This is a genomic window from Streptomyces sp. R44 (assembly GCF_041053105.1).
GTDB lineage: Bacteria > Actinomycetota > Actinomycetes > Streptomycetales > Streptomycetaceae > Streptomyces.
Genome location: NZ_CP163444.1, coordinates 8,285,908 through 8,308,454, shown reverse-complemented (window position 1 = coordinate 8,308,454; position 22,547 = coordinate 8,285,908). Strand labels below are relative to the sequence as shown.

Below are 22,547 nucleotides of genomic sequence, written 5' to 3'. Positions count from 1 at the left end.
GCGTCCGCCCAACCTGGGCACGCTGCCGATCACCTGAGGCAGTCATTGCCGAAGCCGGTCAGATCCTCGGCCTGGTGTTCTACCGTCTCCTTCATGCCACCGCCGCTGCTGCACACCCGCTGCCCCGAACTGGCCGGCTCGCTGCCCTTCCTCCGGCTGGGCGAGGGCCCCACGCCGGTCCGGCGACTGTCCGGCCTGGGCAGGCACTCCGAGCTGTGGGTCAAGGACGAGGGCGGATACGGCGACGGCGGCTGGGGCGGCAACAAGGTCCGCAAGCTGGAGTGGCTGCTGCCGGAAGCCCGGCGACGCGGCGCGAGGACCATCCTCACGGTCGGCGGCCTCGGCACCAACTGGGGCCTCGCCACCGCCTCGTACGCGCGGGAGAGGGGGTTCGGGGTGGCCCTGGGCCTGATCGACCACCCCGTCGACGAGCACGTGCGGGCCCAGCTGGAACGGCTGCGCGCATCCGGCGCGACGCTGCACGTCCTGCACACCAAGGCGAGGCTGGTCCTGGCCGCGCCCTGGCTCTTCGCCCGGCACATCCACGGCCTCACTCCGCCGTACTACCTCCCGGCGGGCGGCTCCTCGCCGCTGGGCGCGCTCGGTGCCGTCGAGATCGCCCTGGAGCTGGGTGCCCAGGTCGAGGCCGGGGAGCTGCCGGAGCCGACCTGGCTCGTCACCGCCGTCGGATCCGGCGGTACGGCCGCGGGGCTCGCCCTCGGAGTGCGGCTCGCCGGGCTGCGCACCCGCGTCCTCGGCGTCGTGGTCAACGACACCCTGCGGCTGGACTCCGCCACGCTCCTCAAACTGGCCCGCCGCTCCACTGCCCTGCTCAGGGCCCGGGGCGCCGATCTGCCCGGCATCGAGACCGCCCCCGACGCGATCCGCACGGAGACGGCCTGGCTGGGGGACGGCTACGCGCACCCCACCGCAGCCGGCGACCGCGCCCTCGCCCTCGCCTCGGCGGAGGCCGGCCTGAGCCTGGAACGCACGTACACCGCCAAGGCGCTCGCGGCCCTGCTCGACCTCGAAGCGGCGGGGCAGCTGGACGGCGGCCCGGTGGTCTTCCTGCAGACCCACGGCCCGCGATGACGTGGCATCAGGCCACGTGTTCTTCGTCCGTGACCCAGGCGAACAGGTGGTCCCCGTGCTGAGCCACCAGTGAGGGGCCTCCCGCGTCCCTGGCGAAAGTGCGGCGGGTTTCCCGCTCGAGCACGCGGGCTCCGACCCCGCCGGAATGGCATCCGGCCTCGCGGGCCTGGTCGCGACCGGCCTCGTCGAACCCGTCGTCGGCTGAACCGGACGTACGATCCCCCCGTGCCGTCCCGCCCACGCACGCGCGCGCCACTCGGCCTCCGACTCCCGGCAGGGCTACGTGCTCTGCGCCGGCGACACCGCGGAGGACGCCGTGGCCAAGGCCGAGGCTGCGCGCGACCTCGTCCGGATCGACTCCGTGCCGTTGGCCGAGGGTCCTGGCGCGGCGCGGCGACCGTGAGCGCCGCGGAGATGGCGGGATGGTCGTCCTGAGAGGTGGGGAGACCCCACCGAGACGCTGTGCGGCAGCCGGGTTCCGTGCCCGCGCCGCACCACCGGAGGGATCATGCGAGTTCTCGTGATCGGCACCAACAGGGTGTGCCACGAACGGCTGCGTGAGCAGGGCCACGAGATGGTGCTCTTCGTCCCCCGTGGCAGGGCCCGACGTGAGGACGCGGTCGGCCCGTACGCCCATGTGGTGATCCTCGACGACGAAGCCGACACGGACATGTGGGCCGAGACCGCCGAAGTCCTGCACCGTCGGAAACCCTTCGACGCCGTGGCCGCGTACAACGAGCACACCTACCCCATCGTGGGCGCCGTCAGCGAGCGGCTGGGCGTGCCCACCACGGTCGACGTCGCGCTGTTCCAGCGGGTCCTGGACAAGGCCCGGATGAGGCGGATCCTCGACGAGCACGCGTTCCCCAGCTGCCGCTTCGTCTTCGCTCGCGGCCGCCGGGACGTGCTCGCGGCCATCGGGAAGATCGGCCTGCCCTGCATGGTCAAACCCGTGGACACCGAGGCCAGCCTGGGTGTGTCCCGCATCGACACCACGGAGGACATCGGGGCGGCGCTGCGCCGGGTCGGCCCGTACCACATCGAGAGGGGGGTGGTGGTCGAGGAGTTCCTCGATGGTGAGGAGTTCAGTGTCGAGGCCCTTTCCACGGGCGGCCGCCACCACATCATCGCGGTCACCCGTAAGTTCACCGATCCCGTGACCTTCGTCTCCCGGGGCCACGTGATCCCCGCGCCGCTGACGGCGGACGGCCACGCAGCCGTCTCGGCGTACGTCACCGAGGTCCTCGACGCGTTCGGCTTCCACGACTGTCCCTCGCACACCGAGGTCATGGTGACCGAGCACGGCCCACGGATCATCGAGATGCACAACCGGATCGGCGGCGACGCGATCATGGACCTCGTCCGCCTCTCCACCGGAGTGGACATGTACGACATGGTGGCACGCCAGAGCATCGGCGAGGACATCGGCCTGCTGCTGCCCGACGAGGTCGTCCACGAGCGCAGCGCCGCGGCCTGGTACGCGGCACCCTCCGGCTCCCCGACGCACACCCTCCTCGCGGTCGAGGGCGTCGAGCGGGTCCGCAGCCTCCCCCACGTCCGAGAGGTCACGCTTCTGAAGGAACCGGGCAGTCGGCAACCCGTCGTACGAAACAACTTCGACCGCTCCGGCCGGGTCCTCGCCGTCGGCGACTCACCGCGGCAGGCGCTCGAGCGTGCCCGCGAGGCAACCGGCATGCTGCGCTTCGTCTACGGCTGGAGTTCCGTGGACGTCTGAACAGAACGCCCACTTGGACGACTTGGCCGGCAGGTACGACCGGATGCCGGGCAGAGTGGTGACCCGGTCCCCTGGGGCCTCGGCCATCCGAATCGGCGCGCATCCGGGCCGGTGTGCGATCGGCGTCACCACGACCGTCGACCTGCGGAAAGGGTCGTGCCGAAGGTCTGGTCCTGTGGCGGATGGTGACGGTGTGGACACGCACCGCATCCACACATCACACTCGCCTGAGCCCCTCGACGGGGAATCAGATCTCAGGACGGAGACGCGATGCTTCGGCGCACCATCCGACTCACCCTCTCACTTGTCATGGTCATGGCGGCAACGCTGGGTGGGATGCTGTTCACGGCCGCATCCGCCCAGGCCGACGAGTGCTACACCTGGGGCCGCACGCTGTCCGAGGGCATGTCGGGCTCCGACGTGACGCAGCTGCAGATCCGCGTGGCCGGACACGCGGCGTACGGCGAAGTCATCGCCGTCGACGGCGCATTCGGCCCGGCCACGAAGGCCGCGGTGACCCGATTCCAGCAGGCGTACGGGCTGCCCGCGGACGGCATCGCCGGTTCTCAGACGTTCAGCAAGATCTACGCCCTGCAGGACCCGGACTGCACCCCCGCCCACTTCACCTACGCCGAACTGAACAAGTGCAACTCCGACTGGTCCGGCGGCGCGGTCAGCGCCGCGACGGCCAAGGCCAACGCCCTGCAGACGATGTGGAAGCTGGAGGCCATGCGACACGCCCTGGGCGACGTGCCGCTGACCGTGACCAGCGGATTCCGTTCGTACGCCTGCAACAGCGCGGTGGGCGGCGCCTCGAACAGCCGGCACCTGTACGGTGATGCCGCCGACCTGACCGGCAGCCCGTCGTTGTGCACGCTGGCCCAGCGGGCCCGCTACCACGGCTTCGGCGGCATCTTCGGTCCCGGCTACCCCGACCACAACGACCACACGCACGTGGACGGACGCACCAGCCGATCCTGGTCCGCGCCCAACTGCGGCGTCTGACCCGTACGTACGACACGGACAGCGGGCTCTCCCCCGGACCGGCTCCGGCCCGGAGGAGGGCCCGCACCGGCCGCGAGGCGCGAGGCCGGCAGGACTCCGACCCTCCGGACGGGCACCGCTCACCCCCGCCCCGAACAGACCTGGCCCATCACTCTCTCCCCTCCCCGCATCGAGTAGGAGTGCCCTGATGTCCTCCCGCATCCCCTGGCGCGTCCGTGCCGGAACTGCCACGCTGGCGGTGCTCGCCGGTGTCGGCGCGTTCGTCGCGCCCGGATCCGCCTCTGCCGCCCCACCGCCCGGGGCCGGCCGACAGGCCGTCAGCTACCACGGCTACCGCATCGAGGTCCCCGCCGACTGGCAGGTCGTCGATCTGGCCGAAAATCCGCAGGCCTGCCTCCGGTTCGACCGACCCGCCGTCTACCTGGGCGAGCCCGCCGAGCAGAGCGACTGCCCCGCACACCTCGTGGGCCGTACGGCTGGCGTCGTCGTGGAGCCCCTCACCGCCCGCTCCGCCGGACAGGCGACGGCGGCGACCGCGCGGACTCCACGCGGCAAGGCCACCGCCCCGACCGCCGTGTCCAGCAACGACACCATCCAGATCGCGGTCGAGGACGCCGGTGTACTCGTCACCGCCGCCCACACCCCGGCGACCGAGCAACTGGTGCGGGGCGTTCTGGCCTCGGCCGAACTCACCCCGGGTGCCCGGCGCACCGAGCTGCCCCGCACAGCCCGACGGCCCGACGCCGCTCCCCTGACCGCGGCCGGGCCGCAACCCGGCAGCTACCTGGGCAAGGGCTTCGACACCTGCGCCGCGCCCTCCCAGGCCGCCATGAACGCCTGGCAGGCCGGCTCGCCGTACAGCGCGGTCGGCGTCTACATCAGCGGCTCCTTCCGCGGCTGCGCGCAGCCGAATCTGACCGCGAGCTGGGTGACCGGTCAGACCGGCAACGGCTGGCGGCTGATCCCCATCGACGTCGGCCGCCAGGCCCCGTGCACGAGCTTCTCGCTGAGGATGTCCAGCGACCCCGCCACGGCCAAGTCCCAGGGCGTCACGGCGGCGGCGGCCGCCCTCACCGCCGCGGCGAACCTCGGCATCCCCGCGGGCAGCGCCGTCTACAGCGACATCGAGGGATACGCCTCCACGGCCTCCTGCAAGGCGGCCGTGCTGTCGTACCTGTCCGGCTGGACCGAACGGCTGCACAGCGGCGGCTATCTGTCGGGCTTCTACTCCAGCGCGTCCTCCGGCATCAAGGACGCCGCGAGCGAGTACGGCGACAGTGCCTACACGCGGGTCGACCACATCTTCTACGGCTGGTGGAACGGCGCCGCCGACACCAACACCGGTTCCTACGTCCCGTCCACCTACTGGGCCGGCCACCAGCGCGTCCACCAGTACGCGGGCGAGGTCTCCGAGTCGTACGGCGGCTACTCGATCAACATCGACCGCGACTACCTGGACGTGGGCACCGGCACACCGCCCGCGCCCACCTGCACGGGGACGAACCTCGACTTCACCACGTACCCCACGGTCCAGAGCGGATCGACCGGCGACCAGGTCAAGGCGGCCCAGTGCCTGCTCAAGGCCGCCGGATACGACCCGGGCGCCCCGGACGGGGTGTTCGGCTCCTCCACGACCACCGCGACCAAGAACTTCCAGACCGGTACGGGGCTCACCGCGGACGGAGCGATCGGGCCGAAGACCTGGACCGCGCTGCTGTCCCGCGGAACCACCCCCACCGTCCAGAACGGCTCGACGGGAGAAGCGGTCACCCGACTGCAGCGCGCCCTGACCGCCGCGCTCGGCCGGACGGTGGCCGTCGACGGCGCCTTCGGTCCGGGCACCGACCAGTCCGTGCGCGACTACCAGTCCTCACGCGCCCTGGCGGTCGACGGCATCGTCGGCTCCGGCACCTGGGGCGCCCTCCAGTCGGGAAGGTGAGGAAGACCTCGTGAGACGGACCTCGTGAGACCGTTCGCGGGTCACCGCACGCGCCGAGCTGTCACCGCCGGGGTGATCACCCCGGCGGAACGGTGATCACCTGGTCCGGTCGAGCACGTACGTGAACAGCCTGTCCCATTGCTGTACGGCGGTGTGCGTGAGGGACGCGTCGCGCAGCGCGCGGCGGGCGGTGTCCAGGTGCCGGCGCGCTTCGTCGCGGGTCGCGGTCCGCCCGCCCAGCTCCTCCACGAGTGCCGCGACGCGTGCGGCGCCCTCGTGGTCGAGCGGCCGGGGAGGGTCGAGCAGCGCCGCCAGTTCGTGCGCGGCGCTGCCTCCACCGGCCAGTGCGGCGAGCATCGGGTAGGTCTTCTTGCCCCTGCGCAGGTCGGCGTGGACGGGTTTGCCGGTCACGGCGGGGTCGCCCCAGATGCCGAGGATGTCGTCCACCGCCTGGAAGGCGAGGCCGAGATGGCGCCCCGCCCTTTCGAGCGTGGTCACGGTCCGGTCCGGGGCGCCGCCGAGGACCGCGCCGAGTGCGACGGCGCAGCCCAGCAGGGCGCCTGTCTTGTGTTCGGCCATCCACCGGTACTGCTCAAGTCCGACCGAGCCGGGGCCGTACCACGGACGGTGCTCGAAGCGCAGGTCCTGCGCCTGGCCGGACACCAGCGCGTTCAGGGTGCGGCAGAGGCAGCGGACCGCGGCCGCCGCGTGCCGGCCCGGCGCCTCGGCCAGGGTGGTCACGGCCTGGGCGAGAAGCGCGTCGCCCGCGAGAACGGCCGGGCCGGTCCCGTATGCCTTCCACACCGCGGGCCGCTGCCGGCGCAGGGCGTCGCCGTCCATGATGTCGTCGTGGAGGAGCGAGAAGGTGTGCACGAGTTCGACGGCCACGGCGCCGGGAACGGCCTCCGCGCCATCAGCCCCGACCGCCTCCGCCCCGAGCACGGCGAGCGCCTGGCGCACTCCCTTGCCCTCGGACCCGCCGGACACCGGAGTACCGGCCGTGTCGGACCAGCCCAGCGCGTACGCCGCCATCTCACCGGTCCACGGATGGAGGCTGCCCACCGCCTCCACCAGCGCAGGTCGGACGAGTTCACGACAACGCTCCAGGACACGGACCGTCGCTGCGTCGTGATCGACGTCGTGATCAATCTCGCGATCAATGCCGTGATCATGAGAGGAACGCACCGCGGCCAGGACGACAGCGCCCGGCGAGAACGGTGTCGGGACGGCGCTCACCGCAGGCCCTCCACATCAGCGGCCCGAAGCGCCTCGGCCCCGACCGCCGGCAGCACGGGCCTCGCGGCGCCCTGCTCGTGGCCGCCGGGGTCCGGCAGCGCCCCGACCCCCAGTTCGGCTACTGCCTTGTCCACCATGTCCCGGGCATGCCGCAGCCCGATACGGTCCAGCGTCGAGCGCAGTTCGGCCAGGTCCGCGGCAGTGTGCGCGGCGTCGCGGCCCAGATGGGCGGAGGCCTTGACCAGCCCCAGTCGCGACAGCGCCGTCCCGCGCGGCTCGTCCATCTCCTGGAACTCCTCAAGGGCCAGCGCGTACATCTCACGGGCCTGCTCGTAGCGGCCCGCCCGGTACAGCACGTTGCCGCGCATCTTGTGGTTGTAGGCGAGCGCGCTGGACAGCCGCATCTCCCGGCAGGCCTCCTCCGCCTGGGACAGCAGCGACAGGGCGCGTTCCACGTCGGCGTCGCGCACGGACACCACGTCCGCGATGCCGCGCAGCGCCCATGCCCACCCGCGCCGGTCCTCGGCTCGGGACGCCGTGTCGGCCGCCTCCTCGAACAGGGCCAGGGCCTCGTCGTATGCGCCCGTGTTGCGGTGCATCTGCGCGATGCCCTCCAGCGCCCACACCGTGTGCCGGGCCTCGCCTCGGCGGCGGGCCTCGGCAAGCAGCTGCTCGTGCAGCCTCCTCACCGCCGCGTAGTCGCCCTGGATGCGCCCGGTCTCGGCGAGTCCCGCCAGCGAGTAGCCGCGCACGACGACGTCACCACCCCGCTCGCCCGTCTCGGCGGCCAGCCTCAGCAGCCGGTACGCCAGCCTGAATGCTCCGCGCTGTCGGGCCAGCGTGCCGCCGCTCCACAGAGCCCACGCCATGGCCCCCTCGTGACCGGCCGCACGCGCCGCGCGGTAGCTCGCCTTCCACGCCCGGTCGGCCTCCTCTATGCGCCCCAGCCTGCGGCAGGCCTCCGCCACGGCCAGCCCGCAGCGCGCCTCCTCACGCCGGTCCCCGGCCCGTTCCGCCGTCCGCAGCTCCTCCATGCCCCGGGCCAGCACCTCGGGGAGTGAGGCGTTCACCGACAACGATTCGAGAGCACCCTGGTACTCCGGCGCCGATGCCTTCGCCCGCCTCGTCCTGCACACCTGACCTGCCATCACACCCCTCCTCGTGTCGACTCGACGATCAAGTCGACACGGGAACCAAGACGGCGACCGCGGGCCGGGGTTCCCTCTCGGCCGAGAAGTCCGCCTCCCTACGGACGCGGGATAGTCCTCAAGTGCTACGCGGCTGTCGACGACTCGTCAGCGAGATGTACGCCGGGTCTCCCGGACCGGCAGGTGCGGTCAGCACGGTCCCGCTCTCCGAACCGATCACAGGAAGTTCGGAAGATTCATTCGTCATCAATAGGTACGCGTACCCGATCAATTCCTGAGTGATATCTCGGCGATGACGTGGGTACCGTCGCGCCTTGCGCGAACGATGCAGCACAGCGCATACGCTTCGACGATCTCCAGGCCGCGTCCGCCGCAGACGAGCTCGTCCTCGCGGCGCGGCCGGCCGGCGCGCGACCGCCACCGACCGTTGTCCTTGACCTCGACGGCGAGTGTCGAGAGGTCGGCGGAGAGCAACAGCGCGACGTCCGGGCCGCCGCTGTGCCGTACCGCATTGCCCACGAGCTCGCTCACCACGAGTCCCAGGGCTTCGTCGACCCCGGTCGGCAGGCTCCAGCGTGCCGCCACACCACGAGCGAACCGCCGGAGGACCGGCACCGAAGCAGCGGTCGCGGCCGTCAGGCAGCCTGCGGTCCGCCGCTCGGCGCACGGCAGGTCCGGCCGGTGCATCGAGTGGACGCCGGCCCGGTCCTCGACGAGGGCGGCCGGGCTGAGATGCGGGATGGCGGACATCTGGTCTCCCGAGACTGCGGACGGATCCCCCGCTCTCCACGATGGGGGCCGGCCCCGAGGCAAACCATCCGGGTCGGCGCTTTTAGGGGTACGCAAGACAACCGGACCTGTGGGAAGCAATCCCTCCCGGTCCTGCGGCCCGGCATCACCTCAGCCGTCCGGCCCGGGCTCCCCGAGCGCGCCCGCCACGGCCTTGCGCGTGGTGCGCAGCTTGCGCAGCACGCTGGCCACGTGGTTCTCGACGGTCCGCGGCGACAGGTACAGGGTGTCCGCGATGACCTGGTTGGTCGCGCCGGCCGCCAGCAGCTCTGCCACCTGCCGTTCGCGCGGCGACAGCCGGTCCCCGTAACCGCGGCGACCCGGGGTGCCGGGCCGGGTGAGACCGAGATCCCGCATCAGATGCCGGCAGCGGGAGACGTCGGCCCGCGCGCCCAGTGCGGAGTACGTGTCGACGGCCGCCACCAGGAGCTCTGTCGCCTCATCGGTCTTTCGGGCCAGGGCCAGCGCATGACCCTGGCGTTCGGTCGCACGCGCCGCCTCGTACGGGCGCCCGATGTCAAGCCACCCGCGCCGGGCAGCCCCGAATTCCTCCGCCGCATGCTCGGGGTCGTCCTCGAGGCCGAGGAGTCCACGGGCCACGTGGATCTCCGCCACCGCCGCCGGAGCGTCGCTGCCCCGGAGCCCCTGATGCGCCTCCTCGACGAGCTGCCGGGCGGAGGCGCGGTCGCCACAGGCGAGCGCCGCCTCGACGGCGACGGGAACCAGTCCCGTCGCCTTGGTCCAGGCCTGCGCGCTGCGCAGCGCGGCAAGGGCGGGCCCGGCCGCCGCCCACGCCTCCTCTTCGGCTCCCTGGGCGAGCCGGACGGACATGAGGCCGGCGGTGCCGCGCAGCTCGGTGCTCACGGCGATCTGTCGTGCTCCGTGCTTCGCCGCCCGGTCGAAGTGCTCCAGTGCCAGGTCGCGCTGTCCTCGTGCGAACGCCAGCGTGCCGAGGGCGAGCAAGCGCTCCACATGGGGCACGCTGATGTCCGGATATGCGGCGATCAGCGCGTCGAAGCGGTCCTCAAGACCGTCCCAGCGCCCGGCGAGGGTGTCGAGCCACAGATCGAGTACGAGCCCGTAGCACTCCACGATCACCGCACCGGCCCGGCGGCCCTGCTCCCGGCTCTCCGTGACCAGCCCGGAGGCACGGCCGTCGTGACCGAGCGCGATGGCCGCCTCGGCGACGTTGTGCAGTGCTCGGGCGGTCTGCCAGAGCTCGGCCGGGGAGTCCGCATCCCGCGGCAGCCGGTCGAGCACGTCCCAGATCGCACGGTCCCCTCGCCAGCCGAGCAGGGTCATCCACGTCGCGTCGTAGGCGGCCTGGAGAGCCTCGTCCCCGCTCTCGTCGAGCGCCTGCCGGGCCCGGTCCATCCAGTGTTCCGCCCACTCGGGACCGGCCCGCTCGTTGAGTACGAGGGCGAGCATCCCCCGACCGGCCGTCGCGGGACGCTCCGACAGTTCCTCGACCGCGAGTTCGAGTTCGCTCACCCATGACGGGGAGGCGGATTCGTTCAGGAGCAGCAGGCCGAGCCCCATACGGATCTCCCCCCGGACCGCCCTGGGCAGGTGCGGGTCCTCCACCAGCCGCCGCAGCAGTCTCGCGGCGGAGGTGAAGTCGACACCGTTGTACGCGATCCGCGCGAGCACGGTGGCGGCGCGGGAGCGGCGCTCGGTGTCGAGTCCGGGCTCGTCGAGGATCTGATGGAGCAGTGCGGCAGCTGTTCCTTGGTCTCCGACGGCAGCGGCCTGCTCGGCGGCCTCCTCGGCCCGGTGCAGCCACGCGGCGCGGTCGCCGAGCGCCAGAGTGTGATGGGCGATCTGCACGAGCGGAGGCGGCGCCAGCTCCTGAAGGGCCGCTACGGCCGACCGGTGCAGCCGGTCCCGTCGCGGCGCCGGGATGTGCTGGTACGCGACCTGCTGGGCCAGGACGTGCCGGAACGCGTACCGATGGTCTTCCGTCTGCCGGAGCAAGGAGCTGCGCAGCGCCTCGACCAGCCCGTCGGTGCCGGTCTCGGCGTCGAGGCCGGCGACGGCGGCGAGCAGCGTCTCGTCCGAGGGGACGGCGAGCACGGCCGCGGCGGCGACGATCGCCGAGCCGGCCGGCGACATGCCGGCCAGCCGCTCGGTGACCGCCTCGCGCAGGCCCTTGGGCACATCGGTGTCCTGGAGGCGCAGGACCGCCTCCCGCTGATCGATCGTGCCGCCCTGCTCGGTGAGCGTGAGCAGGTCTTCCTCCGCGACCAGCGGCAGGCCTTCGCTCCGTTCGTACAGCGCGGAGGCCAGCGCGGGTGTGGCCACCGGGCCCAGGGCCGCGGAGGCCAGTTCCCGCACGTCCTCCGCCGTGAGCGGGCCGAGCCTGATCACCGCGCCGCCCGCGCCCGAAGGGTGGCGGTACGCGGCGCCGAGCACCGACGTGTCGGGCGGCAGGTCCTCGGCGCGGTAGGTGAGTACGAGGCCGAGCTCGTTCGGCAGGTCGCGGGCGAGCAGCAGGAGCAGGTCCCTGGTGGCCTCGTCCACCCAGTGCATGTCCTCGATGATCAGTACGGTCGGCCCCAGGGCGGCGAGGAGCGCCCGCACGCCATGGATCAGCCGGAGCCGCTCGGCCTGCTCCCCTCCGCTCTCCGGAGGGGCCGGCGGGAGCCGGTCCGCCAGATTCGGCAGGAGCCGGACCAGTGCGCCGACGGCTTCGGGCAGTCCGGTGTCCGGCAGCCACTGGCCGGCCTTGGTCAGCGCGTCGGACACCGGTCCGTAGGGGAAGGGCTCACGCAGCGGCTGACAGAAGCCGGTGAGGACCGGCCGGCCCTCGGCGCGCAGTGCTGCGGCGGCCTCGTCGACCAGCCGCGACTTCCCGATCCCGGCTTCGCCCTCGACCAGCACCACCGCCGGCGGGCGCCGCGCCGCGGCCATGAGCAGGTCCAGCTCACGACGGCGCCCCACGTAACGGAACGTGCCCACCGTTGTGGCCGTTCCCTGGCCGAGTGACCCCGCCACGTGCTCACCCACCTCGTCGCCGGACGCCCCCGGCCCTTCCAGCCTATGCGAGCGCGGCCGAGTCGTCGTGACCGAGCCGGCCTGCCCGTCGCCCTCGGTCTTCGGTTCCTCACCACCGCGCGGGGGTCCTGCTGACGACCGGCGTCACCCATCCGTCCTCGGTCGGGCCGTGGCCCGGCGTCGAGCCCCATCCCTGCCTGCCTGCCGAGGCGCACCAAGATCCGGATCCGTCCCGGGCCCGTACGGGCGTCCTGACGGGTGAACCCGCGCGTGTCCTGACAGGCCCAGGACGGTCGTGCCGCACAACGTGGGAAGCAAGGCTCCCCATCGGCGTGAGGACGCGACGAGATGACGACAGTGGTGGTGACCGGCGCGACCGGGAACGTCGGACGACACGCTGTGAGCGAGCTGCGCCGGCGAGGCATCCCCCCTCGTGCCCTCACCCGCAACCCGGAACGAGCCACTGCCGTACTCGGCCCCGACGCCGACCTTGCGCAAGGGGACTTCACCGATCCCGCATCGCTCCGTGCCGCCTTCTCGGGCGCCGAGCAGGCCTTTCTCATCTGCGCCAACGACCCGCGGCAGGTCGAGAACGCGGCACAGGCGATCGAGGCCGCAGCCACGGCCGGTGTCCGACGGGTCGTCCTGCTGTCCACGGTCGGAGCCGAGGTCGGCTCCGCGAAGACGTTCGCCGATCAACACGGCCGCATCGAGCACCACCTGCGCTCGGCCGGAATCCCCTACGTGATTCTCCGGTCCGCTTTCCTGATGTCGAACCTCCTCGGTTCACTGCCGACGATCGGGCAGGCCGGACGGATCTTCCTGCCCGCGGACGACGCCCGTGTCGCCATGATCGACCCCCGTGACGTGGCCGCCTGCGCGGTCTCGGTGCTCTGCGGCCGGAGCGGGGACGGAGAGACCCAGGTGATCACCGGCCCCGAGGCCATCACCTTCACGGAGGTCGCCGGCCGGCTCTCCACCGCCCTCGGACGGGCGGTGGAGTACGTCTCCGTCCCCGACGAGGCCACCCTTGCCGGCATGCTCGGGGCGGGCATGCCGGCGTGGCTCGCGGAGGGAGTGGTGGGCGTCTTCCAGCTGCTCCGGGAAGGCGCGAACGACCACACCACCGACTCCGTGCTCCGGCTGACCGGGCACGCCCCACGATCCGTCGACGACTTCGCCCGCGAGCTCATGGCACCGCTCATGACCCGTTGACATCGCGGCGAGAGGCGGCCGGCACGGCACTGTGGATCCCTGCACAGCGCCTCGCCGAAGTCCGCCTGGCGCGCGATCGGCGTCCATCGCCTCTGGCGAGACGGCGGCTTCGCCGTCAGCACCCTCCTGGTCGGCGTCGGGTCACCAGCGCGTGATGAGCGGCGTGTCCGGTTCGTGCTTCCGCCAGGCTTCGGCGAGGCGACCGAGGCGGGTGGGGGCGGCGATGCCGCGCACGGTGGCGATCCTGCCGTCGACGATGTCGAATGTCACGGCGCCGACGACTCGGTCGCCGGGCACGAAGAGGATGGCGGGGGCGCCGTTGACGAGCGCGTAGTGGACGGCGGAGATGCCGCCGGCAAGGCGCTGCTTGGCGGGTGTGGGCTTGAAGCCGGCCCGTGCGACGGCGGCGATGCGCTGCGGAGTGTCGAACCGCAACAGCTTCTCGGTCAGGCCGGCCCCGTCGGAGATCGCGATCGCGTCGTCGGTGAGCAGCGCCACCAGCCGTTCGGTGCGGCCCGAGGAGGCAGCGGCGAGGAACTCCTCGACGATCCTGCGGGCCGACGCCGGGTCGACTTCGCCGCCGCGGCGCGCGGTGGTGATGCGGCGCCGGGCCCGGTGAAGATGCTGCTGGCTCGCGGACTCGGTGATGTCGAGGATCTCGGCGATCTCGGCGTGGCCATAGGCGAACGCTTCGCGCAGGACATAGACGGCCCGCTCGACGGGTGACAGGCGCTCCATGAGCGTCAGCACGGCCAGGGAGACCGATTCGCGCTGCACGAACGTGTCGGCCGGTCCGAGCATCGGGTCGCCGTCCAGGAGGGGTTCGGGCAGCCAGGCACCGGCGCTGCGTTCGCGGCGGGCTTGTGCCGAGCGGAGCCGGTCGAGGCACAGGTTGGTGACGACCTTGGTCAACCAGGCCTCCGGCACCTCGATCCGCTGCCGGTCAGCCGCCTGCCAGTGCAGGAACGCATCCTGCACGGCGTCTTCGGCGTCGGCGGCGGAGCCGAGGAGCCGGTACGCCAACGAGGCCAGCCGGTTCCGGCCGGCCTCGAACCGATCGGTGCCGAAGCGATCAGTACCGGTGCTGTCCACGTGGACCACCCTAGGTGTCAGACGGCTTACGCGATCGCCTTCTCGGCCGACACACGCGGTTCGGCGGCCAGCGGGCGCTTGCGCCTGGGCAGGCCGAACGTCGGGTGCGAGGTGGTCCACAGCGACATCTTGAGGATGCCCGCCTTGATCCGCGCGGCCTTCCTGCCGCCCACGTACTTCGGCTTCGCCCGTGCTGCGTCGTCGACCATCTGAAGGATTCCGTCCCGCCGCCCGAGGCTGATGTGGTTGCCCAGGTACTCCAGCTTGGTGTTCGGGATCCTGCGTCCGGTCAGGCGTCCCACGATCGCGGCCGTCGCCCGCATTCCGGTGTAGCCGGCCGAAGCGCAGGACATCGGCAGCGGGCGGCCGTTGTCGCCGATGGCGCAGGCGCTGTCCCCGACGGCGTAGACGTCGGGGTGCGAGACCGACCGCATGGTGCGATCGACGACGATCCGACCGTCGGCGGTGACCTCAAGACCGCCGGCGGCGGCGATGGGATCCACGGCGAACCCGGCCGTCCACACGGTCGCGTCGGCCGCCAGGGCGGTGCCGTCGGCGCACAACACCCGTACCGCTTCGACGGCTTCGACGTTCGTGTGCTCCAGGACGGTGATGCCCAGCCGGTCACAGGCCCGGCGCAGGTGGCCGCGGGCCCCCGGGGAGAGCGAGGCACCCAGCTCGCCGCGGGCGACCAGTGCCACCGACAGGCCGGGGCGGGATTCGGCGATCTCGGTGGCGGTCTCGATGCCGGTCAACCCGTCGCCGACGACCAGCACGCTCCCGCCTTCGTCCCGCCCGCTCAGGCCGTCCAGGCGCTCGCGCAGGCGCAGCGCTGCCGGGCGACCGGTGACGTGGAAGGCGTGCTCGGTCACGCCGGGGACGCCGTGGTCGGCGACGTGGCTCCCGAGCGCGTAGAGAAGCGTGTCGTAGTCGAGCTCCCCGCCGCCGTCGGCGTCGGCCACGGCGACGACCCGACGCTCGGGGTCGACAGCGGTGACGCGGGCCAGGCGCAGCCGTATCCCCGTGCCGGTGAAGACGTCGGCGAGCCTCGGAGCTTCGATCTCCTGCCCGGCCGCGAGCTGGTGCAGCCGTAGCCGCTGGACGAAGTCCGGCTCGGCGTTGACCACGGTGATCTCGGTGTCCGCCGGGGACAGCCGCCGGGCCAGGGTCCCGGCCGCGTAGGCCCCGGCATAGCCGGCGCCGAGAACGACGATGCGGTGCTTCATGTGATGCTCCTGTCGGCTCGTCTGCTTCCTGTCGGCGACTTGAGCGGGACAGCGCCCCGATTCCTGACAGGAATGCCGTGTGATGTGGGTCACATAGCAGCAGAGCAGCCCTAACGGCACCACCGTCCGGTCAGGGACGGCGAAGCCGCGCAGGGGGGCCGGCAGCCGGTCGGCGAAGACCAGTTCGTCCTGCCTGATGACGAAAGGCTTACGGCCCGGCGTGGGCGGCTCCTGGAATCGCGCGGCGGTCCGTAGCGTCGCGCCCATGCGCGTACTCGTCACAGGAGGAGCCGGCTTCATCGGCTCGCACATCGTCACCTCGCTCCGCCGGAACGGCCACGAGCCGGTCGTACTGGACGCTCTGCTGCCCAGCGCGCACCCCATCGCCCCGGATCCGCCTGAGGTGGAGTTCCTGCACGCCGACGTCCGAGACGCGGCCGGCACCCGGGCTGCGCTGAGCGGCGTCGACGCGGTCTGCCACCAGGCCGCCATGGTCGGGCTCGGCAAGGACTTCGCCGATGCTCCTGCCTATGTGAGCTGCAACGATCTCGGCACGGCCGCTCTGCTGGCAGCCATGGCGGAGACCGGCGTACGGCGGCTCGTCCTCGCCGGGTCGATGGTGGTGTACGGGGAAGGGCGGTACGAGTGCCCCCGGCACGGAGTCGTCCGGCCGGGCCCCCGCCACCCGGAGGACCTGGAGGCAGGGTGCTTCGAACCCCGTTGCCCCGTCTGTGGCTCCGAGCTCGCGTCCGGCCTGGTCGGTGAGGACGCGCCGGCCGATCCCCGCAACGTGTACGCCACGACGAAGCTCGCCCAGGAGCACCTGACGGCGGCATGGGCCCGTGCTGTCGAAGGAACGGCGGTCTCGCTGCGCTACCACAACGTCTACGGGCCCGGGATGCCACGCGACACCCCGTACGCCGGGGTGGCCTCCCTCTTCCGCTCGGCCCTCGCCCGCGGCGAGGCCCCTCGCGTCTTCGAGGACGGCGGTCAGCGCCGGGACTTCGTCCACGTACGGGATGTGGCGGCGGCCAACGTCATCGCATTGGAGGCCGTCGGCGGCCTACCGGTCGGCGCCCTCACCACGTACAACACCGGCAGCGGGGATCCGCACACCGTGGGCGAGATGGCGACGGCGCTCGCGCTCGCCCACGGCGGTCCGCGGCCCGTGGTGACGGGCGGGTTCCGGCTCGGGGACGTACGGCACATCACGGCGGACTCGTCGCGGATCCGGAGCGAGCTCGGCTGGCGCCCGGAGGTCGGTTTCGACGAGGGGATGGCGGAGTTCGCGCGGGCCGGGCAGCGGGCCTCGGCGGCCGTCGGCGGATAGGAACGGGGCTGCCCCGCCTCGGCAGTCGGCAGACAGAAGGCGGGCCGGCAACCCCGCCTCGGCAGTCGGCGGATGCGGGACGGACAGGCAGCCCGGCCCCGTCGTCGGACCCCGTCGGTCAGCCGGCCGCCGCGGGCAGAGTGACCTCGAAGCGGCAGCCGCCCGGCACGTTGCGCACCTCGGCGCGGCCCGCGTGCGCCTCGACGATGCCGCGCACGATGGCGAGGCCGAGGCCTGCCCCGGCCGGCGGGGTGCGGGCCTCGGTGCCGCGCCAGCCGGTGTCGAAGACGCGGTCGAGATCCACGTCCGGGATGCCACCGCAGCCGTCGGTGACGGAAAGGACGACGGCGCCGTCCCGGTGTGCGGCGGCCACCGCGACCGTGCCGTCGGCGGGCGTGTGGCGGATGGCGTTGACGAGGAGGTTGGCGAGGACGCGGGTCATCTCCTTGCCGTCCACCGTGACGGGCACGGCCGCGACCTCCTCCCCCAGCAGCCGCACCCCCCGCTTGCGGGCGAGCGGGTCGGCGCCGCTCAGGGCGTCACCGACGAGGTCGTACACGGACATCCGGCTGGGGCTGAGGGTCAGCGCTCCGGCGTGGATGCGGGAGAGCTCGAAGAGGTCGGTGACCATGGCGGTGAGGCGTTCGACCTCGGTACGGATCTGGCGGTGGTAGCGGGCGGGGTCGGCGACCACCCCGTCCTCCAGGGCCTCCGCCATGGCCCGCAGTCCGGCGAGCGGGGTGCGCAGGTCGTGCGAGATCCAGGCGACGAGCTCACGGCGGGACGCCTCCAGGGAACGCTCACGGTGCCGGGACGCGTCGAGTTTGGCGCTGGTGGCGGCCAGTTCGCGGGTGAGGGCGGCGAGTTCGGCGGTGGCGGCTCCGTCGGGCGCGGAGAAGGTGCCTCCGTCGCCGAAGTCGCGGGCGGCGCGGGCGAGGGCTCGGCTGCGGGCCACGACCCACCGGCCCAGGACGAGGGCTGTGCAGAGGGACACCAGGGCCGCCATGGCGACCACGACGGTCACCACCCACAGGTCGTGCGAGGACAGGAACATCGCCTGGGCGACGGCGAGCGTTCCGGCGAGCATCGCCGTCACCGTCACGGCGGCGACCACGGCCAGGGAGACCGCGACCGAGCGGTGGCGGACGAGGCGGAGCACGACCGCCCCGGCCAGCCCGGCGCACACCGCTCCCCCGAGGGCGAACGCGGCGATGAGCAGGAGGTCCTTCATGCCGTGGTCTCCTCCGTCGGCTCGGGCTCGAATCGGTAGCCGACGCCCCAGACCGTCTGGATCAGGGACGGCCGGGCCGGGTCGTCCTCGATCTTGGCGCGCAGGCGGCGGACGTGCACGGTCACGGTGGACAGGTCACCGAAGTCCCAGCCCCACACCCGTCGCATCAGATCGTCCCGGCTGTGCGCCGTGCCGGGGCGCGCCATGAAGTACGCGAGGAGATCGAACTCCCGCAGAGTGAGGGCGAGTTCCACGCCGGCACGGCTGGCCCTGCGGGTCGCGGGGTCGACGGCCAGGTCGCCGGCGCGCAGTACGCTCCGGGCCGCGGCCGGCGCCGCCGCCCGGCCGCGGCGCAGCACGGATTCGACGCGCAGGACGAGTTCGCGCGGGCTGAACGGCTTCGTGACGTAGTCGTCCGCGCCCACCTCAAGGCCCGTGATCCGTTCCTCCTCGTCGCCACGCGCCGTCAGCATGATCACCGGAACGGGTCCGGCGGCGCGCAGCCGACGGCACACCTCAAGGCCGTCCAGGCCGGGCAGCATCAGGTCGAGGACGACGAGGGCGGGCCACCGCTCCCCGGCCCGGCGCAAGGCGTCGAGTCCGTCGGCCGCGTGCTCGACGGAGAAGCCGGCCCGTTCCAGGTAGCCGGTGACGACCTCGGCGACCGTCGGGTCGTCGTCCACCACCAGGATCCGGCCCCCGTTTCCCGGGGTGCTGCGCTCGCTCATGCCGCACAGCCTCGCATCCGATTCCGTACGGCGGCCACGGCCACCCGGGCGGACGTCGCACGGCGTCCGCGTTTCGTAAGGACTTCCACGGCCCTGAGCGGCCCGGGGATTCCTACGGTGAGAACCGTGACCTCCATGACCGCAGATGTCGTCCTTCCCTGTCTCGACGAGGCAGAGGCTCTTCCCTGGGTGCTGGCCCGCATCCCCGCCGGGTGGCGGGCGATCGTCGTCGACAACGGCTCCAGCGACGGCTCCGGAGCGCTCGCGGCCGGCCTCGGCGCCACTGTCGTGCACGAGCCCAGACGCGGCTTCGGCGCCGCCTGTCACTCCGGGCTGCTCGCCGCCGAGGCCGAGTTCGTCTGCTTCTGCGACTGCGACGCCTCCCTCGACCCCGGCCTGCTGCCCGGCCTCCTGCGTTCCGTCGCCGACGGCTCCTCCGACCTCGTCCTGGGCCGCCGCCGCCCCACCGCGCGCGGCGCGTGGCCGGCGCACGCCCGGGCCGGGAACCTCGCGCTGTCCCGGCTGCTGCGCCGCCGCACCGGACTGCGGCTGCACGACCTGGGCCCCCTGCGGGTCGCCCGGCGCGAGGCGCTCCTCGGCCTCGGCCTGTCCGACCGGCGCAGCGGCTACCCGCTCCAGATGGTCGTCCGGGCCGCCGACGCCGGCTGGCGGGTACGGGAGGTGGACGTGCCCTACCTCCCCCGCTCCGGCCGCTCCAAGGTCACCGGCACCTGGAAGGGGACCTGGCAGGCCGTGCACGACATGCGTCGCGTGCTCGACGAGCCGGCGCCGGCCGGTGGTGAGCGCCCGTGACCACTCTCCTCGTCATCGCCAAGCAGCCCCTGCCGGGCCGGGTCAAGACCCGCCTCACTCCGCCGTTCCCGCCCGAGGAGGCCGCCGCCTTGGCCGAAGCCGCCCTCGCCGACACGCTCGGCGCGGCTCTCGCGGTCCCCGCCGACCGGCACGTGCTCGTGCTCGACGGGCAGCCCGGCGGCTGGCTGCCACCGGGATTCCGGCTCTTCTCGCAGGTGACGGGCGGGCTCGACGTACGCCTCGCCGCCGCGTTCGCCGCCTGCGACGGTCCGGCGCTGCTCATCGGCATGGACACTCCTCAGGTCACCCCCGCCCTGCTCGCCCCGGCCCTGTGCTGGGACACGTACGACGCCTGGTTCGGTCCTGCGGCCGACGGCGGCTTCTGGGCCCTCGGCCTCGCCTCCCCCGACCCCGCCCTCCTGCTCGGCGTCCCGATGTCGCGCCCCGACACCGGCGCCCTCCAGCACGGACGACTGCGTGCGGCCGGCCTGCGCATCGGGACCCTGCCTGTGCTGCGGGACGTGGACACCGCCGAGGACGCGCGCCTCGTGGCGGCCGAGACGCCCGGCACCCGCTTCGCCGCCCTGCACTCCGCGCTGACCACGACGGCGGCGGGAGCGGGCGCGTGACCACGACGACGGCCTGGCGCGCCGACCCGTACAGCGACGCCCTGCGCACGGGTCGGGGCCCGCTGTTCCTGCGCCGCGACGACGGCTGGCTCCTGCCCCTGGAGGTCGAGCGCTGGTGCGAGGCGCCCGACCACGCGGACCGGTCCGTCCTGGACCGCTGCCACGGTACGGTCCTCGACGTGGGCTGCGGACCGGGGCGGCTCGTCGCCGCCCTCGCTGCCGAAGGGCATCGCGCGTTGGGGGTCGACGTCAGTCCGGAGGCCGTCGCCCGTGCGGTTCGGCTCGGCGCGACGGCCCTGTGCCGCTCGGTCTTCGATTCCCTGCCCGGGGAAGGACGCTGGGACACGGCCCTGCTCATCGACGGCAACATCGGAATCGGCGGAGACCCCACGGCTCTGCTGCGCCGGCTGCGACAGGTCGTCTCCGGCTCGGGCCGGGTCATCGCGGAATGCGTGCCCCTGGACGTCGACGAACGCTGCGAGGTGCAGGTGGACGACGGCCGGGGCGGGCGGGGCACGCCGTTCCCCTGGGCCCGCGTCGGGATACCCGCGCTGTCCGCTCACGCGGCCGCCACCGGCTGGACCGTGTCCGAACGATGGGACCTGTGGGGCCGTCACTTCGTGACCCTCACACGTCAGTCGTCGTCCGTGCTCCGCTGAGAACGCCCCCGCCACCGTCGTACGAGGATCACTGCCACCGCCACCACGACGACCGCGGCGAGGACGATCACGAGGTTGCGTCCGTACGGCAGCGGCAGGGCGGAGGGGTTCGGCGGCTCCCCCGGCCGGACCAGCAGCGGCAGCGTGACCAGCAGCAGGCTCCCTGCCACGACCAGCGCGCCACGCAGCACACCCCGCTCCGGGCGTCCGACGACGAGCAGCCCGATGGCGAGGACCAGCGGGGCGATGATCCCGTCGTGCAGGACGACCGCCCCGGCCAGCCACACCAGTACGCCCAGCGGGTCCGGCTGGTCGGCCACACGCCACGCTCCGACACCGATCAGGACGAGCCCCAGGCCGCCGACCCCGTACCGCAACACGCTCGCCGTCCTCACAGCACCTCCAGACGGTGCACCCACTTGGTCTGCAGCACCCCGGGCCGGTCGGGGGCGATGATCCGCGCGGGAAAGCCGTGATCGAGGGAGAGAGGCTGCCCGTTGAGGGTCAGGGCGAGGAGGGTCAGCGGATCGTCCGCGTAGTCGGCGCCCATCTCCATCACCCGATAGGCACCGCTCACCTCCAGTGAGGTCACCCGTACGGCGACGGAGCCGGGCCACGCACCGGCCCGCTCCACCAGGTCCCGTACCCGCACTCCTCCCCAGTGCGCCGCCACGCTCCAGCCCTCGACGCAGGCGATCGGCAGCCGGACCCGGGTCTGGGGCAGGGCCCGCAACGCGTCGAGCGACAGCGTGTACGGATGTGGACCGGCGACCTCCAACCGCCAGGCCCCCAGACCGTGCGCCGAGACGCCGGCCGCGGCGGCGGTCCGGTTGACGGGCAGGCCCTGCGGACCATGGTCCGGGTGCCGAGGGGCGAGCAGGTCGAACGCCTTCAGCGGCGTGAAGGACTGCCCCACCGTCGTCAGCGTCACCACGCCGACGGCGGCGCCCGCGCCCAGCAGCAGCGAGCGACGGTCGGGGCCGTCCTCGGCCGGCAACGCAAGCGTCCCTGCCGATCGCCTGCCCCAATGGGCCCTGATCTCGGGAGCCTTGACGGCGATGTGCAGCAGGATCGACCCGGTCACGACCCAGGCGACGGCGAAGTGCACGGGCACGAAGGAGAAGGGCCAGGGGTACCACTCGACGATGTTGAGCAGCCCGGTCAGCACCTGGAACACGGCCGAGGCGACCAGCACCGCGACGGACAGCCGCTCCAGCGCGTGCCGCGCGGACCGGACCGGTGGCCACACGAACAGCCGCGGGTACACCGCCCAGAGCTTGACCAGGAGCAGCACGATCGCCGCGAGACCGGTGGCGACGTGCAGCCCCTGGGTGAGCCGGTAGCCCCACACCGGCCGGGTGGGCAGATCGTCGGCGAGCCAGTCGGGTGGGTGCTGGAGGTAGTGGCTGACGAGGCCGGTCGCGAAACAGACGGCGAAGGCCACACCGAGCCACCTGCCTACGGCGGTCGCCGTACGCGCGTCGTGGAGACGGCCGGTGAAGGCGGGCAGACGGCCGGTGAAGGCGGGCGGCCGCAGCGCGGGCAGGGCGCTCCGACGCGGTCTGGGCATGCGGGAGGTCATGACGTCCATGACACCGCCGCTCGGCTCCGTACGGAGGGTTCGACACCTTACGAAACCCGAACGCCCCGACGGGTCGCCCGCCGGGCGGCCGTACGCGCTGCCAG

General features: G+C 72.9%; 20 protein-coding genes. 10 read left to right on the top strand and 10 right to left on the bottom strand.

The features are described from left to right. Positions 1 to 93 precede the first annotated feature (93 nt). From AB5J54_RS38390 to AB5J54_RS38370, 5 genes are all read left to right on the top strand, one after another. Entirely contained in the window at positions 94 to 1,092 is a 999-nt protein-coding gene (locus AB5J54_RS38390; protein ID WP_369148589.1) for a 1-aminocyclopropane-1-carboxylate deaminase/D-cysteine desulfhydrase, read from the top strand. 217 nt (positions 1,093 to 1,309) lie between these two features. After that, entirely contained in the window at positions 1,310 to 1,495 is a 186-nt protein-coding gene (locus AB5J54_RS38385) for a hypothetical protein (protein ID WP_369149591.1), read from the top strand. A 105-nt stretch (positions 1,496 to 1,600) separates the two neighbouring features. Further along, positions 1,601 to 2,827, top strand: coding sequence for an ATP-grasp domain-containing protein (locus AB5J54_RS38380; RefSeq protein ID WP_369148588.1), 1,227 nt, complete (start codon positions 1,601 to 1,603; stop codon positions 2,825 to 2,827). Between the two features lie 270 nt (positions 2,828 to 3,097). After that, positions 3,098 to 3,832 carry a D-Ala-D-Ala carboxypeptidase family metallohydrolase gene (locus AB5J54_RS38375; RefSeq protein ID WP_369148587.1) on the top strand — a complete coding sequence of 245 codons (735 nt, stop codon included), beginning with the start codon at positions 3,098 to 3,100 and terminating at the stop codon, positions 3,830 to 3,832. 187 nt (positions 3,833 to 4,019) lie between these two features. Next, the gene (locus tag AB5J54_RS38370) at positions 4,020 to 5,771 is read left to right on the top strand and encodes a glycoside hydrolase domain-containing protein (protein ID WP_369148585.1); all 1,752 of its coding nucleotides are present in this window, start codon (positions 4,020 to 4,022) and stop codon (positions 5,769 to 5,771) included. Positions 5,772 to 5,867: 96 nt separating this feature from the next. On the opposite strand, the gene AB5J54_RS38365 is transcribed toward AB5J54_RS38370, so the two are convergent. From AB5J54_RS38365 to AB5J54_RS38350, 4 genes are all read right to left on the bottom strand, one after another. Further along, positions 5,868 to 6,920, bottom strand: a complete 1,053-nt coding sequence (locus AB5J54_RS38365; protein ID WP_369149590.1) for a polyprenyl synthetase family protein — start codon at positions 6,918 to 6,920, stop codon at positions 5,868 to 5,870. Between the two features lie 83 nt (positions 6,921 to 7,003). Then, positions 7,004 to 8,155 carry a tetratricopeptide repeat protein gene (locus AB5J54_RS38360; RefSeq protein ID WP_369148584.1) on the bottom strand — a complete coding sequence of 384 codons (1,152 nt, stop codon included), beginning with the start codon at positions 8,153 to 8,155 and terminating at the stop codon, positions 7,004 to 7,006. Positions 8,156 to 8,422: 267 nt separating this feature from the next. Then, complete coding sequence (locus AB5J54_RS38355) at positions 8,423 to 8,905, bottom strand: ATP-binding protein (RefSeq protein ID WP_369148583.1); 483 nt, start codon at positions 8,903 to 8,905, stop codon at positions 8,423 to 8,425. A 150-nt stretch (positions 8,906 to 9,055) separates the two neighbouring features. Continuing rightward, complete coding sequence (locus AB5J54_RS38350; RefSeq protein WP_369148582.1) at positions 9,056 to 11,884, bottom strand: AAA family ATPase; 2,829 nt, start codon at positions 11,882 to 11,884, stop codon at positions 9,056 to 9,058. A gap of 402 nt (positions 11,885 to 12,286) precedes the next feature. Here AB5J54_RS38350 and AB5J54_RS38345 point away from each other — a divergent pair, with 402 nt between their 5' ends. Continuing rightward, on the top strand, positions 12,287 to 13,153 hold the full coding sequence (locus AB5J54_RS38345) for an SDR family oxidoreductase (protein WP_369148581.1): 867 nt from the start codon (positions 12,287 to 12,289) through the stop codon (positions 13,151 to 13,153). A 141-nt stretch (positions 13,154 to 13,294) separates the two neighbouring features. Here the strand turns inward: AB5J54_RS38345 and AB5J54_RS38340 are convergent, their stop codons facing one another. Then, positions 13,295 to 14,245 (bottom strand): sigma-70 family RNA polymerase sigma factor, encoded by a 951-nt coding sequence (locus AB5J54_RS38340; RefSeq protein ID WP_369148580.1) that lies wholly within the window; start codon positions 14,243 to 14,245, stop codon positions 13,295 to 13,297. A gap of 26 nt (positions 14,246 to 14,271) precedes the next feature. Then, on the bottom strand, positions 14,272 to 15,471 hold the full coding sequence (locus AB5J54_RS38335; RefSeq protein WP_369148578.1) for an NAD(P)/FAD-dependent oxidoreductase: 1,200 nt from the start codon (positions 15,469 to 15,471) through the stop codon (positions 14,272 to 14,274). Between the two features lie 265 nt (positions 15,472 to 15,736). Between AB5J54_RS38335 and AB5J54_RS38330 the strand changes: the two genes are divergently transcribed. Further along, positions 15,737 to 16,801, top strand: a complete 1,065-nt coding sequence (locus tag AB5J54_RS38330; protein ID WP_369148577.1) for an NAD-dependent epimerase/dehydratase family protein — start codon at positions 15,737 to 15,739, stop codon at positions 16,799 to 16,801. 118 nt (positions 16,802 to 16,919) lie between these two features. On the opposite strand, the gene AB5J54_RS38325 is transcribed toward AB5J54_RS38330, so the two are convergent. Further along, positions 16,920 to 18,032 carry a sensor histidine kinase gene (locus tag AB5J54_RS38325; protein WP_369148575.1) on the bottom strand — a complete coding sequence of 371 codons (1,113 nt, stop codon included), beginning with the start codon at positions 18,030 to 18,032 and terminating at the stop codon, positions 16,920 to 16,922. Continuing rightward, on the bottom strand, positions 18,029 to 18,760 hold the full coding sequence (locus AB5J54_RS38320) for a response regulator transcription factor (protein WP_369148574.1): 732 nt from the start codon (positions 18,758 to 18,760) through the stop codon (positions 18,029 to 18,031). The genes AB5J54_RS38325 and AB5J54_RS38320 overlap by 4 nt, the downstream gene beginning before the upstream one ends. Before the next feature lie 135 nt (positions 18,761 to 18,895). Between AB5J54_RS38320 and AB5J54_RS38315 the strand changes: the two genes are divergently transcribed. The 3 genes from AB5J54_RS38315 to AB5J54_RS38305 are packed head-to-tail and all read left to right on the top strand — an operon-like array spanning position 18,896 to position 20,861. After that, entirely contained in the window at positions 18,896 to 19,573 is a 678-nt protein-coding gene (locus tag AB5J54_RS38315; protein ID WP_369148573.1) for a glycosyltransferase family 2 protein, read from the top strand. Next, a complete protein-coding gene (locus tag AB5J54_RS38310) occupies positions 19,570 to 20,202 on the top strand; it encodes a DUF2064 domain-containing protein (protein ID WP_369148572.1) in 633 nt (210 codons plus the stop codon). The genes AB5J54_RS38315 and AB5J54_RS38310 overlap by 4 nt, the downstream gene beginning before the upstream one ends. Next, the gene (locus AB5J54_RS38305; protein ID WP_369148571.1) at positions 20,199 to 20,861 is read left to right on the top strand and encodes a class I SAM-dependent methyltransferase; all 663 of its coding nucleotides are present in this window, start codon (positions 20,199 to 20,201) and stop codon (positions 20,859 to 20,861) included. Before AB5J54_RS38310 ends, AB5J54_RS38305 begins: the two co-directional genes overlap by 4 nt. Here AB5J54_RS38305 and AB5J54_RS38300 read toward each other — a convergent pair. Together AB5J54_RS38300 and AB5J54_RS38295 are read right to left on the bottom strand one after the other, a co-directional pair. Continuing rightward, the gene (locus AB5J54_RS38300) at positions 20,837 to 21,241 is read right to left on the bottom strand and encodes a hypothetical protein (protein WP_369148570.1); all 405 of its coding nucleotides are present in this window, start codon (positions 21,239 to 21,241) and stop codon (positions 20,837 to 20,839) included. The genes AB5J54_RS38305 and AB5J54_RS38300 overlap by 25 nt on opposite strands. A gap of 11 nt (positions 21,242 to 21,252) precedes the next feature. Beyond that, complete coding sequence (locus AB5J54_RS38295) at positions 21,253 to 22,431, bottom strand: molybdopterin-dependent oxidoreductase (protein WP_369148569.1); 1,179 nt, start codon at positions 22,429 to 22,431, stop codon at positions 21,253 to 21,255. Between the last annotated feature and the right edge of the window lie 116 nt (positions 22,432 to 22,547).